Source organism: Nordella sp. HKS 07 (genome assembly GCF_011046735.1).
GTDB lineage: Bacteria > Pseudomonadota > Alphaproteobacteria > Rhizobiales > Aestuariivirgaceae > Taklimakanibacter.
Genome location: NZ_CP049258.1, coordinates 4,096,637 through 4,111,422, shown reverse-complemented (window position 1 = coordinate 4,111,422; position 14,786 = coordinate 4,096,637). Strand labels below are relative to the sequence as shown.

Below are 14,786 nucleotides of genomic sequence, written 5' to 3'. Positions count from 1 at the left end.
CAGGGATATCCGCGGTATAAACGCCGGGTCAACGGATAATCAGGTCAGGCGTTTTAATACAACCACACCACGAAAATCACCCGCTATCCTGGATTGCGGGAACCTAGCCCGCGCATCATCCATTGGGTTCGCCCTTCCCGTGCATCGACCGGCGTAACGGGCAGAAAAACGTGCTTGCGCCAGAAGCGAACAGCTTCGGAATTCTCGCGATTCACGGCGATATGCAGCGCTTCCGCGCCTCTATTGCGGGCGAGATCAAACCAGGCAGCGAACAATAGCGAGCCAATGCCGCGTCCTTGCAGGCCAGGCGCCAGGTTCAGATGCAGATGCGCCGGATAGGCTCCTTTGATCGACGCCGGGGCGAGCGTCGGATGATGGATCATGAAAGCGCGCTTCTGGTCAAAACTACGCAGCTGAGGCTCTATGTCGATGGGATCGGGATACAGCTTACGCAATTTCGGCCACCATTCCCGCTCCAGCCGGTTCTCCCAAGCCGTAGTATCGAGCACGCCGACGGCAAATCCACCTACCTCGCCTTCATCTTCCACGACGAGCGCGAGGCAAGGCTGGAGCAACGCGTAGGGCGCGGCATAAATATGCCCCATCATCCGGGGATCTTCATAAAGATGCGCGGCATCCCTTCCCAGATGCCCGGTCGCGAGCGAAATGGCGTAGAGGGCGTCAATGTCACGCGGCTCGAAGAGACGGATTATCACGGCCGCAGATTACCAACGCATGGCCTGGACCGCCAGACTACGAACGCTCGACCAAAGCCAATTGTCCGGGATCAAGCTTCATAAAAACATGATCGCCGGCGGCAAAGCGCTTGCCGACCGGCTGCATCACGAAGATCGACTGGCCGGCGGCGTCGACCGTATATTCCCAGTGCGAGCCCAGATAGGTGGCGCGTTCGACTTTTGCCGGCAGGCTTCCGGTCTTGCCGGGCTTGCTCTCGAGGGCCACGCCGCTCGGCCGGATGACCAGAAACACCTTGTCGCCGACAATGCCTGAGTCGCGCAGGACGAGTTTCGCCTCGCCGAGCGCCACCGTCACGCTTTTCCGACGCTTGTCGCGCGCCAGGATCTCGGCCGGCACCAGATTGGCGCTGCCGATGAAATCGGCGACGAAGGCGTCGGCGGGGCGTTCATAGAGATCGGCGGGCGTTCCCGTCTGGGCGATGCGGCCCTTGTTCATCACCACGATCTTGTCGGAGACGGCGAGGGCTTCCTCCTGGTCATGGGTCACATAGACGGCGGTGAGTCCCAGCTTGAGCTGGATCTCGCGGATGTCCTCGCGCATCTTGCGGCGGAGCTTCGCATCGAGATTGGACAAGGGCTCGTCGAACAGGAGGACCTGAGGCTCGAGCACCAGAGCGCGTGCCACGGCGACGCGCTGCTGCTGGCCGCCCGACAGTTCCGACGGCAGGCGCGCGTCATAGCCGGTGAGCCCAACGAGAGCGAGGCCATCCTTGGCCTTCGCGGCTTGCTCCGTGCGCGAGAGGCCGGATACCCGCAAGCCATAGGAGACATTCTCCATGACCGTCATATGCGGAAAGAGCGCATAGGACTGGAACACCATGCTGACATCGCGCTCATTCGGCGGCAGCAAGGTAACGTCCCGCCCGCCGATCACGACGCGACCCGCGCTTGGCGCCTCGAGACCCGCGATCATGCGCAAGGTCGTCGTCTTGCCGCAGCCCGAGGGGCCCAGCAGGGTCACCAACGTGCCGGGTTCGATCAGGAGGTCGATAGTGTCGACCGCCGCCACGGCGCCGAACTTCTTGGTGACGCCCTCGAGTTTGACCGCCGCCGAGCGGCTCTCGATACTCATGTCGTGCCCCCACCCATCCCTAAAGCCGCCGGCGCCCCGCGGCGCGCGGCCCGGCGGCCCACGCCCAGCTGGATCAGCCCGATCGTCGCCAGCATGAACAGGATCAGGACCGAGCTGTAGGCGATGGCGACGCCGAAATCCGAGACCTCGACGCGCCCGACAATATAGGCGGTCGCGAGATTATACTGCGCGCTGACCAGGAAGATGACGGCGCTCACCGAGGTGATGGCGCGCACGAAGGCATAGACGAGCGAGGCCATGATGGCGGGCCTGAGCAGCGGCAGGATCACGCGCCTGATCGTGGCGAAGCTGCCGTGCCGCAGCACCAAAGAGCATTCATCGAGGCTCTTGTCGATCTGCGCCAAGGTGGCGAGACCGGCCCGGATCGAGACCGGCATGTTGCGGAACACGAAGCAGATGACGAGGATGAGGCCGGTGCCGGTCAATTCGATCGGCGGCACGTTGAAGGCCAGGATGTAGCTGACGCCGATCACCGTGCCCGGAATGGCGAAGCTCAGCATGGTGATGAACTCGAAAGCCGACTGGCCGATGAAGCGCTGGCGGTTCAGGAGATAGGCGGTGAGGAGCCCGATAATCGCGGTCAGAGGGGCCGCGATGGCGGCGAGTTCGATCGTGGTGAAGAAGGACGGCCAGGCGCGGCCGCTCCACAACAGACCATGCTCGGTCCAGTCGATGCCGAAAGCGGTGATGTAATGCTGAAGCGTCGGCGTGTTGTCGATGCCGAGCGACTTCAGGAAGCCGCCGATCAGGATGATGCCGTAGAGCAGGATGGTGAAGGCGAACCAGGGCATCGTCGTCCAGTAGACGAGCCGCCGCACGCCATCCGGCAAGGGAGCCGGCAGGCCGGCATCCCCCTTGCCCGCAATGGTCGTATAGACTTTCCTGCCGATCCATTGCCGCTGCAGGACGAAGGCGGAGAGCGTCAGGAACAGCAACGCGATCGACAGCGCCGAAGCACGCCCCGGATCGTTCTGGCTGCCTACAATGGCGAAGAAGATGTCAGTCGCCAGCACGTCATAGTTGCCGCCCAACACGAGAGGGTTGCCGAAATCGGCGAGGCTTTCGACGAAGCCGATGAGAAAGGCATTGGCGAGACCCGGCCGCATCAGCGGCCAGGTCACGGTCCTGAAGGTGCGCCAGCGGTCGGCGCGCAAGGTGCGCGCCGCCTCTTCCATCGACGGGCTGATGCCGTCGACGACGCCGATCAGCACCAGATAGGCGATCGGCGTGAAGGCGAGCGTCTGCACCAGCACGAGGCCGAAGAAGCCATAGATCCAGCGGCTCGGCGGAATGCCGAGAAACTCGGCCATTATCCAGGTGGCGATGCCGTTGCGCCCGAAGAGCAGAATGATGCCGAGGCCGATGACGAAGGGCGGCGTGATGATGGGCAAGATGGCCAGCAGCCGGAGCAGCCCCTTGGCGCGGAAATCGGTGCGCTTGTGGAGGAGCGCGAAGCCCAGGCCCAGCAAGGTGGTGAGGAGACCAACCACGATGGCGAGGATCAGGCTGTTCCAGGTGACGGCCCAGAGATCGGCGGAGTAGAACCGCGCCACCAAGGCCCCCAAAGCATAGCCGCCTTCGGGCCTTTGCGCGGCTTCGATGAGAATGAGCGCCACGGGAAAGAAGACGAAGAGGCCGATCGAGGCGACGACGGCGGCGATGGACGAGACGAGGAAGACATCGCCGCGCATGAAGCCTTTGAGCGCGAGGCCGGCGGAGAGCAGCAGCAAAAAAGCCGTGCCGACGACGAAGGCGCCGCCGCCGAAACCGATCTGCGGCGCGACCGGCCCGAGGAGGCTTTCGAGTGAAGCGAATGTCCAGCCCTTGAGCCCGATGGCGAGACCCTGCAGCAGAAGATAGCCGAGACCGAGGCCCCCCAACCAGGTGATCACGCCCGCGCGCGGCCCGTCACGGCGGAGCGTCTCGATCAAAGCGACGATAAGCAGGAGGGGCAAGGGCCAGAGCCAGAAGCGCCCATGCAGCAGCGCCTGGACGAGGCCTGAGCCGTTGGCGGGATCAATCGGATCGGCGAGCCAGGAAAAGGACCAGAAGCCGTGCGCGACGCCATACCAGGGCAACGCCACAAGGCCGAACCAGGCCCCGAGAACGACGAGGAGGATATAACGCGATTGCCGTGTGAGCGTGGGCATGGCGATATGCGACAGGGCCGGCGACCGAAAGGCCGCCAGACCCAAGCCGTCAGTTATTTCGCGCCGATCTCCGTGTCCCAGCGGCTCAGCAGACGCTTGCGTTCGGCGGATGAGCCGAATTTCGCGAAGTCGTAATCGATGAGCTTGATGTCGGCCATCTTGGGCGCCTGCTCAGGGATCGGCGCCGCCTTGTTGGACGGGTTCTGGTAGGAATTGGCCTGGGCGGCGAGCTTCTGCGCCTCAGGCGTCAACGCCCAGTCATACCATTTCTTGGCATTCTCCAAGTTGGGAGCGCCCTTGATGATGCTCATCGAGCCGATCTCGAATCCGGTCCCCTCGCAGGGCGACACGTTCTTGATCGGCGCATTGGAGGTGATGGTCGGTGTCACGATATCGTGCTGGAAGGCGATGCCGATCAGGGTCTCGCCACGTGCCGCAGCTTGCGCCGGGGCGGCGCCCGATTTCGTATACTGGTTGATGTTCTCGGCCAGCGCCTTCAGATATTTGAAGGCCTCGTCCTCGCCCATGATCTGGACCAGGGTGGCGACGAAAGTATAGGCGGTGCCGGAGGAATTGGGATTGGCGACCTGCACCTCGCCCTTGAATTCAGGCTTGATCAGATCGGCCCAGCATTTGGGCGCCGCGAGCTTCTTCTGCTCGAGAAGCTCGGTGTTGTAGCCAAAGCCGAGCGCGCCCAGATAGATTCCGACGGTGCGTTTCTGCGCCGTCTCATGCTGCTTGACGGCCCAGTCATGGAGCTCGGCCATTTTCGGCGAGTCATAGGCCTCGGTCAGCCCTTCCTCGGCCGCCTGAAGATGCGGATCGCCGGTGCCACCCCACCAGATGTCGCCCTTGGGGTTGGCGGCTTCCGCCTTCACCTGGGCGAATGTCTCGCCCGAACTCTTGCGCGTCATGGCGACGGTGATGCCGGTCGCCTTCTGGAATTCGTTCACCATCAGCTGGCACCATTCCTCCTGGACCGAGCAGTAGACGGTGAGATTGCCCTCGGCGCGCGCCGTCGTGGCGAAGGCCAAGGCGGCGATGGCGGCTAAAGACGCAACAAGACTTCCGGCTGATAACCTCATACATTCCTCCCCAGTTGCCATTGCTCCAGTTCGTGGAGTCGGCTGCCTTTGACGAAATATGACAGTTGTGTGACAGCTTGGACCAAGGGAAAAGCCTTGGCAAGCGCGCGATCAGGAAAAGTGGATTCCGGTTTTCCGTCCGATCGCGCGCTAAACTTAAGAATCTCGATCACGTTCATCAATTCAGGTCGAGCCGACCTGAATTGATCGTGATCTAGCTAATTTAAGGAGGACACGTGGATACGAGCGAGATCGAGATCAGATATTGGGCGGCGCTGGGTGTGGCGCGCGAGGCCGGCCGCCTCGCCGCCGAGGCCTACCACCGGCGGGGTGAACTCGATATCGAGCGCAAGGGAACCCAGGACCTGGTGAGCGAGGCCGACCGGGCCTGCGAGGACAAAATCGTCGGCGCCTTGCAACAACTCTTTCCCGAGGACGGCTTCCTGGGCGAGGAGCGCGGCGCCAAGAACCCCGGCGCGAAGGCGATTTGGATCATCGACCCGATCGACGGCACCGCCAATTTCCTGCGCGGCATCCCGCTCTGGTGCGTTTCCCTGGGGCTTCTCGCCGACGGCGAATTCGTGATCGGCGTGATCTACAATCCGGTCACCGAGGAACTCTATGCGGCGCGGCGCGGCAAAGGTGCGACCCTCAATGGCAGGAAAATCGAGGTCAGCAAGACCAGGTCGCTGGAAGAAGCGCGGCTCTGCATCGGCTTCAGCTATCGCCGCCCGGCGGCGCCGCATGCCGAGGCGGTCAAGGCTCTGCTCGAAGCGCATTGCGAATATAGCCGTCTCGGCTCAGGGGCGCTCGGTCTCGCCTTCACCGCCGACGGAAGGCTCGACGGCTATTGGGAGGCGCATATCAACGCCTGGGACGTCGCCGCCGGCCTCTGCATCGTCAAGGAAGCCGGCGGACGCATGAACGATTTTCTCAGCGGGGACGGCCTCAACAAGGGCAATGAAGTCCTGGTCAGCAATCCTCATCTCTATGCGCCGCTCAGCGCCCTTGTGAAGATCAAATCCTGATCACAAGGCATTCACCGTCGTCACGGTGCGCACCGCCGCACCTGGCGGCGACAGAGCCGAGCCCAGCAGGCCCAGGAACTTCTGCAGCGACACTGTCGAGGCGTCGGCCACATAGATCACATCGCGGTCACGCATGGCGATCGACTGGGCGAAGAAATACTGGCTCGGATCCTTGAGATCGAGTCTGTAGATCACCGGCACCTCCTTGCCAGAGACCGTCACCGGCTCGCTGGCGAAGCGCTCGGCAACCTGGCGCTTCTCGTAGCGGAACAGGAAGACACCCGAGGCATCGGCACGGATGTCGGACAGACCCGAGGCTTTGCCGACCGCCTCGAGTAGATTGAGATTGCTGGCGCCGAATTCGAGATTGCCCTTGCGCTCCACCGCGCCGAAGGCGGTATAGGTTCTGGGCTTGCGCTCGATGCTGATCTGATCGCCCGGGCGCAAATAGATATTGTCGGCCGGCGTCTCGATAACGTGATCGAGATAGGATGTCGCGATCTCACCGCGCCGCGTGATGTTCACCACCGTCTCATAGGGCGGATAGGAGGAGCCGCCGGAACCGGCAATGACATCGAGCAGCGAATCGCCGCGCAGGCTCAGCGGGTAGAGGCCGGATTTGCCGACGCCGCCTGTCACGGTGACGATGGAAGCCACCTTCTCCTTGCGCGCGACGTGCACTTGCGGCTCGACCGCCTTGGCTTCGAGCGCCTTGGTGATGGCTTGGCCCAGGCCCTGCGGCGTGCGGCCGGCCGCCTTGATGGTGCCGGCATAGGGAATGCTGATGGTTCCCGCGCTGCTCACCTCGATATCGGGAATGGTGCCGCGATCGGCGGTGTTGGTGCTGGCGAAGACGCCGGTCTGATCGGCTTCCCAGATCGTGACGGTCAGAACGTCACCGGGCCCGATCGTCTCGGCGCGCATCGGCTTGCCCTTGCCGAAACGGTCGCCGAAGCTCTGGCCTTTGTAGCGGGACAGATAATCAGCGACGGGCCGGTTGACATTGACCAGAGAGAAACCGGCGGTGTTCTTCTCGAGATAGGCTTTCTCGATCTGCTTGCTTTGCGGCCCTTCACTCGGGAGCGCCGCGCAGCCGGTCAAAGCAACAGAAAGTATGGCCGGCAAGACCACAGATTTTTTTGCACGCATTACTCAGGCTTCCCCTCGAATTGGTGAACCATGACATAACAGCGCCGTCCCTCAGGGCGCCATTCGGTTCCCCAACCCTTTGACTTGATAACATTACAAGCCTGCCACAACTAACGACATTTTCATGGCGCGCGTAACGTCAGCTTGTCACAATCTCACCACATGGTGGAGCCCGTTCAGCAATTTCAATCACTTGCTCGTGCACCCGTGGACGTGACGCATTTTCAGGCAGCATAAGTTTTTGTGGAAAGGAGCGATGTTCGTTGCATGTCGGCCACAGTCGATGCCGGCTCTGCCCTTGCGAGAGGCGCGTATGAGCCTGTGGTCATCAACGGCGTTAGTTGTTAGTTTACCATGATGACGACTCTCAGGATTGCCCCCCTCACCCGCGCCGCTTTCGCGCCCTTCGGCGACGTCATCGAGATGGCGGATGCCCATCATTATCCGATCAATCAGGGCTTCACCGAGCGCTTCCACGATCTGGCGCGGATAGATACCGGTACGGAAGGCGGCGAGACGATTGTCAGCCTGTTCCGCAGCCAGCCACGTGCCTTTCCCTTCGAGATCACGTTCGTCGAGCGCCATCCGCTCGGCAGCCAGGCCTTCTACCCTCTCCAGAATCGCGACTGGCTCGTCGTCGTCGCGGAAGCGCAAGCTCGGCCCACCGCCGGCACGCTCAGGGCCTTCCGCGCCAGCGGCCGGCAAGGCGTCAACTACGCGCGCAATGTCTGGCACTTCCCGCTGCTGGCACTCGAGGCCGACAGCGATTTCCTGATCATCGACCGCAAGGGACCCGGCAGCAATCTCGAGGAAGTGACGCTGCTGGAGCCGGCGATCCTGAAAATCTGAGGCTCGCTACCACCGCGCCTTGCGGCCGCGCTTCCTGGGTCGCAGTGAACGTCCGAGCTCATATTCGATGCGGGCATAGAACTCGGCATCGCCGGCGGGCCTTCCGGTGCGCGTCGCGGCGCGGATGGTCTGAATATGCTTGTCATCGGCGGGGCCTTCGAAATCCCGCTCGCCCAACAGCCATTTCCAGTCCGAGGGATGCGACACGAGGCCGGCGCGCACAGGATTGAAGCTCAAATAGGCGAGTGCGGCCTTGGCATGCGCGGCATCGAGCGGACAGGACAGATATCTCCCGCGCCACAGGCCTTGCGGGCCCAGTCCCTTGTAGCGGGCATAGAGTCGGCGCGTCTCGCCCAGCATGCGAGCGAGCCCGTCGCTGGTCGAGGGGATCGCGATCAGATGCACATGGTCGGGCATAAGACAGGCCGAGACGAGGCACGCGCCGCGCAAGTTGCGCTCGAGAATGTCCCGGTATTCGGCATAGTCGCTATCATCGGTGAAGAGCTTGAGGCCGGGGCGCGCCCGCTGCACCACATGATGCGGCACATCCGGGATGACGATGCGGGCGAGCCTGGCCATGTTCCTCAGCCGGTCACGATGGCGGGAAGTACTTGTGCCAGTGCCGCGCAATGTCGATCCGGCGCGGCACCCACACCTTGTCGTGGCTCTGCACATAATCGAGGAAGCGCTCGAGCGCCAAGGCGCGGCCGGGCCGGCCGATGAGACGGCAATGCAGGCCAACCGACATCATCTTGGGCGAGCCGCGGCGGCCCTCCTCATAGAGGCAGTCGAAACTGTCCTTCAGATAGGCGTAGAACTGGTCGCCGCTGTTGAAGCCCTGCGGCGTGGCGAAGCGCATGTCGTTGGCATCGAGCGTATAGGGAATGATGAGATGCTCGCCGCCCTGCGGCCGCTCGACCCAATAGGGCAGATCGTCGGCATAGGCATCGGACGAGTAGAGGAAGCCGCCCTCCTCCATCACCAGCTTCGTCGTATTGACCGAGCAGCGCCCCGTATACCAGCCGAGCGGGCGCTCGCCGGTGATCTCGGTATGGACGCGGATCGCCTCGAGCAGATGGGCGCGCTCATCGGCCTTCGGGAAGTCCTTGTATTCGATCCATTTGAGACCGTGGCTGGCGATCTCCCAGTCCGCCTCCTTCATCGCCTGGGTCTGCTCGGGCGAGCGCTGGAGCGCTGAGGCGACACCATAGATGGTGAGAGGGATCCTGCGTCCGGTGAACATGCGCCACAGCCGCCAGAAGCCGGCGCGCGCGCCATATTCATAGATCGATTCCATGTTCCAATGGCGCATGCCGGGCCAGGCCTGGGCGCCGACGATCTCGGACAGGAAGGCCTCCGAGGCGGCATCGCCATGGAGGATGCAGTTCTCGCCGCCCTCCTCGTAATTGAGCACGAACTGCACGGCCACATGGGCGCCGCCGGGCCATTGGGGATCGGGGATGGCGCGGCCATAACCCTTCATGTCGCGGGGATAGAGATCGGTCATGTCACTCGTCTTTCATGAATCTTGCGCCCGGCCACATAGGTTGCGCGAATGGCGCGGTCGTCTCCCAGTATCGCCAAAGCGAACAACATGTCCTCGAGCGATTGCGACAATTCCTGGCGGCTCGCCAGAACATCCGTCGCCTTGGGATCGATGACCACGATATCCGCCCATTTGCCGCTGTCGAGCGATCCCACCTCGTCGGCGAGGCGGAGAACTTCGGCATTGCGTCGCGTCGCCATATGGAACAATTCGAGAGCGGTCGGCCGGTAGCCCGTCAGCATCTGCACCTTGTAGGCCGCACCCATGGTCGCCAGCATCGAATAGCTGGTGCCGCCGCCGACATCGGTGCCGAGCCCCAGCCCGACGGGACGCGGCGGCTTGCCGAGATGAGCCATGCTCATGAGGCCAGAGCCCAAGAACATGTTCGAGGTCGGACAATGCGCGACGCTTGAGCCCGTCTCCGACAGCCGCTTGCATTCGCGCTCGGACAGATGAATGCCATGAGCGAACACGCTGCGCTCGCCGAGGAGGCCAAAACGGTCATAGACATCGGTATAGTCCGTGTCGTTCGGATAAAGCTCGCGGATGCGTGCCAGTTCACCCTGACTCTCGGACAGATGCGTCTGCATCAGGGCATCGGGCAGCGCCTGCATCAGCTCAGCCGAGACGCGCAGCTGCGCTTCGCTCGACGTCACGGCGAAGCGCGGCGAGACTACGTAGCGCAAGCGGTCGCGGCGATGCCATGTCTGATACAGCACCTCGCTGTCGCGCCCGCCAGCCTCGGCCGTGTCGCGCACGGCTTGCGGCACGTCGCGGTCCATCATGGTCTTGCCGGTCAATATCGCCATGCGCCGCTTCAGGGCAGCGGCGAACAGCGCCCCGGCGCATTGGTTGTGCACCGAGGAGAAGACCATGGCCGACGTGGTGCCGTTGACGATAAGACGGTCGAGGAATTTTTCCGCCGCCGCCTCGGCATAGGACACATCGCCGTAACGCGCTTCCTCCGGAAAGGTGAAGCGACTCAGCCAGTCGAGCAGATCCTTTCCCGGTGCCGCGAGCATGCGGTATTGTGGAAAATGGATATGGACGTCGATGAAACCCGGCAGGATCAGGCAGTCGCCATGATCGTCCACGGGTGCCGCGCGCCAGGCCTCCGGCAGCGCTTGGCGCGCACCACGCCACAGGATGCGGCCATCATCGCCGATGACGACGGCGCCCTGCGGCTCATGCAGATAGTCCGCCGCGGAAGCGCCGAAGGTCAGAAGCATGCCGGTGACGATGCGGGTCATGCCGATATCCTGTCCTCGAGGCGGAAGCGGAAGATACGGGCGATCTGCGTCATCGCTGTCTCGAACTCCGCCTCGGGGCTGTTTTCGATGCGCGCCGCGAAGGCCGCGAGGATCTGTTCCTTGGTCGCCCCCTTCACCGCGAAGATGAAGGGAAAGCCGAAGCGCGCCTTGTAGGTGTCGTTGAGCGCCGTGAAGCGGGCGAATTCGTCCGGCGACAGCCGGTCGAGCCCGGCGCCCGCCTGCTCGCTGGTCGAATCCTGGGTGAGCCTCGCTTTGGTGGCGAGATCGGGATGGGCGCGGATGAGCGCCAGCTTCGCCGCGTCTGGAGCGGCCCGCATCGCCCTCTCGAACGCGGCGACGACATCCTCCCGGCTCGCGAAGGGACGCTTCCGCCAAGCCGCTTCCGCCACCCAGGGCGAATTTTCCGCCACATCGCTGAAGGCGGCGATGAAATCGGCACCGGTCATGGCGTTGATGTCCGCAAGCGTGATCATTGCGCGGCAATCCAGGCGCCGAGCTTGGCGCGGTCCTCATCCGTCATGGCGGTCTCGTTGCCGAGCGGCATGGATTTGTTGCGCACCGCCTGGGTCTCAATCTGGGTGGCATAGCGGCGCAATTCGTCGAGCGTCTCAAGCGCCACGCCCTTTGGCGCTTCCTTGAAACCCGCATGGACAGGCTTGACCGCATGGCACATGACACAATGTTTGACGGTGATCGCCTGAACCTCCGCATCGGAAACGACGAGACCTTCGCCGATCCTCTGCGCCGGCTCGGTCAACCACAAGGCGGCGGCAAGCGCGCCGAAGATGACCGGCAATGTCCAGGAAATCTCCTCGAGACCGTCGCCCACTTCGTGGCGCACCAGGAAGTGGCGCAAGGACGCGCCGCCGATGACGATCAGCCCGATCAGGATCCAGGCCTGCGGATGATTGGTGATCATCGGATAGTGGTTGCTGATCATCATCAGGAGGACCGGCAAGGTCAGATAGGTATTGTGCAGCGAGCGCTGCTTGCCGGTGATGCCGAATTTCGGATCGGGCGCCTCGCCGCGCAGAAGGGCGGCGGTGATCTTCCTCTGATTGGGGATGATGACGGCGAAGACATTGGCCGCCATCATCGTGCCGATGAAAGCGCCGACATGGATGAGGGCGCCGCGTCCGGAAAAGACATGGGTGAAGCCATAGGCGGCGATCAGGATCAGCACGAAGACGGCGAGCGCCAGAAGGCCCGGGCGATGTACCAGGGGCGAGCGGCAGAGCCCGTCATAGATGAACCAGCCGGCGGCGAGGCCGGCAAGCGAGATGCCGATCGCCTGCCAGGGCGTCAGTGGCAAAATCGAGGGGTCTATCAGGAAGGTCGTCGCGTTGAAATAAAACTGGACGATGAGCAGCAGAAAGCCCGTCACCCAGGTGAGATAGGCTTCCCATTTGAACCAGATGAGGTCGGGCGGGAGGTCGGTGGGCGCCACCGAATATTTCTGCACATGATAGAAGCCGCCGCCATGGACTTCCCAGGCCTCGCCATAGACCCCGGCCGGCAGGCCGGCACGGCGCTTCAGCGAGAAGTCGAGCGCCACGAAATAGAAGGACGTGCCGATCCAGGCGATGCCGGCGATCATATGCGCCCAGCGCAGCAGGAGATTGAGCCAGTCGGCAATGAAGGGATCGAGCATTACAAAATTCTTCGCCTAAGCAAATCCACTACCCTCACCCTGAGGTGCGACCCCGGCCTTGAGCCGGGGGAGCCTCGAAGGGTGTCTTGCAGCATCTGCGCATTGTCCTGATGGACGCTTCGAGGGCCGCTTCGCGGCCACCTCAGCGTGAGGGTAATGAGAGAGCTTCAAATCCGGACATCGGGCTGACCCGATGTCCGGCCATGTTGGTGAAAGACGGGCCAATTACTGCGGCAGCTTGTCGTCCACGCCCTTGACGAACCAGTTCATGCCGAGGATGTCGCCATCGGCGAGCGGCTTGCCGGCCTCGCCGACGACCGTGCCGTCCTGCTTGGTGATCGGGCCGGTGAAGGGATGAAGCTTGCCGCTCTTGATCGCGTCCTCGGTCTCGGTCGCCGACTTCACGACATCGTCCGGCAGGTTGGTAAGCGGCGCCATATGGACCGTGCCTTCGGCCATGCCGTCCCAGGAGGATTGCGACTTCCAGGTGCCGTCCAGCACGTCCTTGACGCGGCGGATATAATAGGGCGCCCAGTTGTCGACGATCGCGGTGAATTGCGCCTTGGGCGCGAATTTGATCATGTCGGACGCCTGGCCGAAGCCATGCTTGCCCTGCTCCTCGGCGACCTGAAGCGGTGCCGTCGAGTCGGTGTGCTGGACGATGATGTCGGCACCCTGGCTGAACAGGACCTTGGCGGCGTCGGCCTCCTTGCCCGGATCATACCAGGAGTTGATCCAGACGATCTTCACCTTGAAGTCGGGATTGACACTTTGCGCGCCGAGCATGAAAGCGTTGATGCCGGCGATGACTTCCGGGATCGGCACCGAGACGATGTAGCCGGCGGTGCCGGTCTTCGACATCTTCGCGGCGATCTGGCCGATCACATAACGGCCCTCATGGAACTTGGCATTGTAGGTCGTGACATTCGGCGCGGTCTTGAAGCCGGTCGCATGCTCGAACTTCACATCGGGAAATTTCTTCGCGACCTTGAGCGTCGGCTCCATGAAGCCGAAGGACGTGGTGAAGACGATGGCGCAGCCCTCGCGCGCCAGGCGCTCGATGGCGCGTTCCGAATCCGCTTCGGCAACATTCTCGACGAAGATCGTCTGGACCTTGTCGTCGAGTTCCTTCTCGACCGCCAGCCGGCCTTGATTGTGCTGAAAGGTCCAGCCGAAATCGCCGATCGCGCCGACATAGAGCCAGCAGGCCTTGAGCTTCTCCTGCGCCGAAGCGGACGCCGCCGATATGCCCAAAGCAAGGACAATAGCGCCCGCGCATGTCAAAAACTTCTTCATTTGGTTCTCCTTACTCCCTGTATCATTTGTTTATCATCGATCAGGCACGAATGGCTGCCCGAGACAGGCCGGCGCATTGCTGCGCGTCAGCCGGCGGCTGGCCGAAATGAAGACGAGCGCCAATATGGTCGCAATATAGGGCAGGCTCGACAAGAGCTGCGAGGGAATGCCCATGGCGAAGGTCTGTACCGTGTAAGAGAGGATGGAGATGGCGCCGAAAAGATAGGCGCCCACCACCACCCGCCAGGGCAGCCATGACGAAAAGACAACCAAGGCGAGCGCGATCCAGCCGCGCCCGGCCGTCATGTTCTCGACCCATTGCGGCGTGTAGACGAGCGAAAGATAGCCGCCGGCAAGCCCGGCGCAGGCGCCGCCGAAGAGCACGCAGGCATAGCGCACCAGAATGACGCGATAGCCGAGAGCGTGCGCCGAACTGTGGCTGTCGCCGACGGCACGAATGACGAGGCCAGCCTTGGTCCGGAACAGCACATAGGAAACGGCCGCCGTCAGGATGAAAGAGACCGGGATCAATATGTCGATGCCGAGCCATTTGGGCAGGCGCACGCCCGGCTCGCCGACGAAGGATTCGCCCAGAAGCCCGGACAGGCCGAGGCCGAGCAATGTCAGGGACAGTCCGGTTGCCACCTGGTTGGTCACCAGCGTCAAGGTCAGGAAGCCGAACAGCAGCGCCATGGCCATGCCGGCCAGGATTGCCGCGAGCACCCCCAGATAGGGGTTGCCGGTCAGCAAGGCGGCGCCGAAACCTGAAACGGCGCCCATCACCATCATGCCCTCGACGCCGAGATTGAGCACGCCTGAACGCTCGGACACCAACTCGCCCAGCGCCGCCAGCAACAAAGGCGTCGCAGCGGTGACGATAGTGAGGAGAACGGCGGTGCTTGCATCCATG

General features: G+C 62.8%; 14 protein-coding genes. 2 read left to right on the top strand and 12 right to left on the bottom strand.

The window, feature by feature from the left end; all coding sequences use genetic code 11:
• Nucleotides 1-83: 83 nt before the first annotated feature.
• Genes G5V57_RS19400 through G5V57_RS19385 form a run of 4 tightly spaced genes read right to left on the bottom strand, consistent with a single transcriptional unit; the run spans nucleotide 84 to nucleotide 5,086 of the window.
• Complete coding sequence (locus tag G5V57_RS19400) at nucleotides 84-716, bottom strand: GNAT family N-acetyltransferase (protein WP_165169206.1); 633 nt, start codon at nucleotides 714-716, stop codon at nucleotides 84-86.
• A 37-nt stretch (nucleotides 717-753) separates the two neighbouring features.
• Complete coding sequence (locus G5V57_RS19395; RefSeq protein ID WP_165169205.1) at nucleotides 754-1,830, bottom strand: ABC transporter ATP-binding protein; 1,077 nt, start codon at nucleotides 1,828-1,830, stop codon at nucleotides 754-756.
• Nucleotides 1,827-4,001: an iron ABC transporter permease gene (locus G5V57_RS19390; protein WP_165169204.1), complete on the bottom strand. Its 2,175-nt coding sequence runs from the start codon at nucleotides 3,999-4,001 to the stop codon at nucleotides 1,827-1,829. Before G5V57_RS19390 ends, G5V57_RS19395 begins: the two co-directional genes overlap by 4 nt.
• A 53-nt stretch (nucleotides 4,002-4,054) precedes the next feature.
• Nucleotides 4,055-5,086, bottom strand: a complete 1,032-nt coding sequence (locus tag G5V57_RS19385; RefSeq protein WP_165169203.1) for an ABC transporter substrate-binding protein — start codon at nucleotides 5,084-5,086, stop codon at nucleotides 4,055-4,057.
• Nucleotides 5,087-5,322: 236 nt separating this feature from the next.
• Between G5V57_RS19385 and G5V57_RS19380 the strand changes: the two genes are divergently transcribed.
• Nucleotides 5,323-6,114, top strand: a complete 792-nt coding sequence (locus G5V57_RS19380; protein ID WP_165169202.1) for an inositol monophosphatase family protein — start codon at nucleotides 5,323-5,325, stop codon at nucleotides 6,112-6,114.
• On the opposite strand, the gene G5V57_RS19375 is transcribed toward G5V57_RS19380, so the two are convergent.
• On the bottom strand, nucleotides 6,115-7,263 hold the full coding sequence (locus G5V57_RS19375) for a polysaccharide biosynthesis/export family protein (RefSeq protein ID WP_165169201.1): 1,149 nt from the start codon (nucleotides 7,261-7,263) through the stop codon (nucleotides 6,115-6,117). It abuts the gene before it with no gap.
• A 354-nt stretch (nucleotides 7,264-7,617) separates the two neighbouring features.
• Here G5V57_RS19375 and G5V57_RS19370 point away from each other — a divergent pair, with 354 nt between their 5' ends.
• Nucleotides 7,618-8,112 carry an ureidoglycolate lyase gene (locus G5V57_RS19370; RefSeq protein WP_206530075.1) on the top strand — a complete coding sequence of 165 codons (495 nt, stop codon included), beginning with the start codon at nucleotides 7,618-7,620 and terminating at the stop codon, nucleotides 8,110-8,112.
• 6 nt (nucleotides 8,113-8,118) lie between these two features.
• On the opposite strand, the gene G5V57_RS19365 is transcribed toward G5V57_RS19370, so the two are convergent.
• The 7 genes from G5V57_RS19365 to G5V57_RS19335 form a co-directional block, all read right to left on the bottom strand.
• Nucleotides 8,119-8,691: a transposase gene (locus G5V57_RS19365; RefSeq protein WP_165169200.1), complete on the bottom strand. Its 573-nt coding sequence runs from the start codon at nucleotides 8,689-8,691 to the stop codon at nucleotides 8,119-8,121.
• Between the two features lie 13 nt (nucleotides 8,692-8,704).
• Nucleotides 8,705-9,619, bottom strand: coding sequence for an allantoinase PuuE (puuE, locus tag G5V57_RS19360; protein WP_165169199.1), 915 nt, complete (start codon nucleotides 9,617-9,619; stop codon nucleotides 8,705-8,707).
• On the bottom strand, nucleotides 9,616-10,908 hold the full coding sequence (guaD, locus tag G5V57_RS19355) for a guanine deaminase (RefSeq protein WP_165169198.1): 1,293 nt from the start codon (nucleotides 10,906-10,908) through the stop codon (nucleotides 9,616-9,618). The genes puuE and guaD overlap by 4 nt, the downstream gene beginning before the upstream one ends.
• Nucleotides 10,905-11,402 (bottom strand): 2-oxo-4-hydroxy-4-carboxy-5-ureidoimidazoline decarboxylase, encoded by a 498-nt coding sequence (uraD, locus tag G5V57_RS19350; protein WP_165169197.1) that lies wholly within the window; start codon nucleotides 11,400-11,402, stop codon nucleotides 10,905-10,907. The genes guaD and uraD overlap by 4 nt, the downstream gene beginning before the upstream one ends.
• Complete coding sequence (locus tag G5V57_RS19345) at nucleotides 11,399-12,580, bottom strand: urate hydroxylase PuuD (protein ID WP_165169196.1); 1,182 nt, start codon at nucleotides 12,578-12,580, stop codon at nucleotides 11,399-11,401. The genes uraD and G5V57_RS19345 overlap by 4 nt, the downstream gene beginning before the upstream one ends.
• 225 nt (nucleotides 12,581-12,805) lie before the next feature.
• Complete coding sequence (locus G5V57_RS19340) at nucleotides 12,806-13,876, bottom strand: BMP family ABC transporter substrate-binding protein (RefSeq protein ID WP_165169195.1); 1,071 nt, start codon at nucleotides 13,874-13,876, stop codon at nucleotides 12,806-12,808.
• 33 nt (nucleotides 13,877-13,909) lie between these two features.
• Nucleotides 13,910-14,785 carry an ABC transporter permease gene (locus G5V57_RS19335; RefSeq protein ID WP_165169194.1) on the bottom strand — a complete coding sequence of 292 codons (876 nt, stop codon included), beginning with the start codon at nucleotides 14,783-14,785 and terminating at the stop codon, nucleotides 13,910-13,912.
• Nucleotide 14,786 lies beyond the last annotated feature (1 nt).

What these genes read in the sequence shown, in the direction of transcription:
- G5V57_RS19395 (WP_165169205.1), bottom strand. Translation starts at nt 1,830, where the DNA reads ATGAGTATCGAGAGCCGCTCGGCGGCGGTCAAACTCGAGGGCGTCACC.
- G5V57_RS19390 (WP_165169204.1), bottom strand. Translation starts at nt 4,001, where the DNA reads ATGCCCACGCTCACACGGCAATCGCGTTATATCCTCCTCGTCGTTCTC.
- G5V57_RS19385 (WP_165169203.1), bottom strand. Translation starts at nt 5,086, where the DNA reads ATGAGGTTATCAGCCGGAAGTCTTGTTGCGTCTTTAGCCGCCATCGCC.
- G5V57_RS19375 (WP_165169201.1), bottom strand. Translation starts at nt 7,263, where the DNA reads ATGCGTGCAAAAAAATCTGTGGTCTTGCCGGCCATACTTTCTGTTGCT.
- G5V57_RS19370 (WP_206530075.1), top strand. Translation starts at nt 7,618, where the DNA reads ATGATGACGACTCTCAGGATTGCCCCCCTCACCCGCGCCGCTTTCGCG.
- G5V57_RS19365 (WP_165169200.1), bottom strand. Translation starts at nt 8,691, where the DNA reads ATGGCCAGGCTCGCCCGCATCGTCATCCCGGATGTGCCGCATCATGTG.
- puuE (WP_165169199.1), bottom strand. Translation starts at nt 9,619, where the DNA reads ATGACCGATCTCTATCCCCGCGACATGAAGGGTTATGGCCGCGCCATC.
- guaD (WP_165169198.1), bottom strand. Translation starts at nt 10,908, where the DNA reads ATGACCCGCATCGTCACCGGCATGCTTCTGACCTTCGGCGCTTCCGCG.
- uraD (WP_165169197.1), bottom strand. Translation starts at nt 11,402, where the DNA reads ATGATCACGCTTGCGGACATCAACGCCATGACCGGTGCCGATTTCATC.
- G5V57_RS19345 (WP_165169196.1), bottom strand. Translation starts at nt 12,580, where the DNA reads ATGCTCGATCCCTTCATTGCCGACTGGCTCAATCTCCTGCTGCGCTGG.
- G5V57_RS19340 (WP_165169195.1), bottom strand. Translation starts at nt 13,876, where the DNA reads ATGAAGAAGTTTTTGACATGCGCGGGCGCTATTGTCCTTGCTTTGGGC.
- G5V57_RS19335 (WP_165169194.1), bottom strand. Translation starts at nt 14,785, where the DNA reads ATGGATGCAAGCACCGCCGTTCTCCTCACTATCGTCACCGCTGCGACG.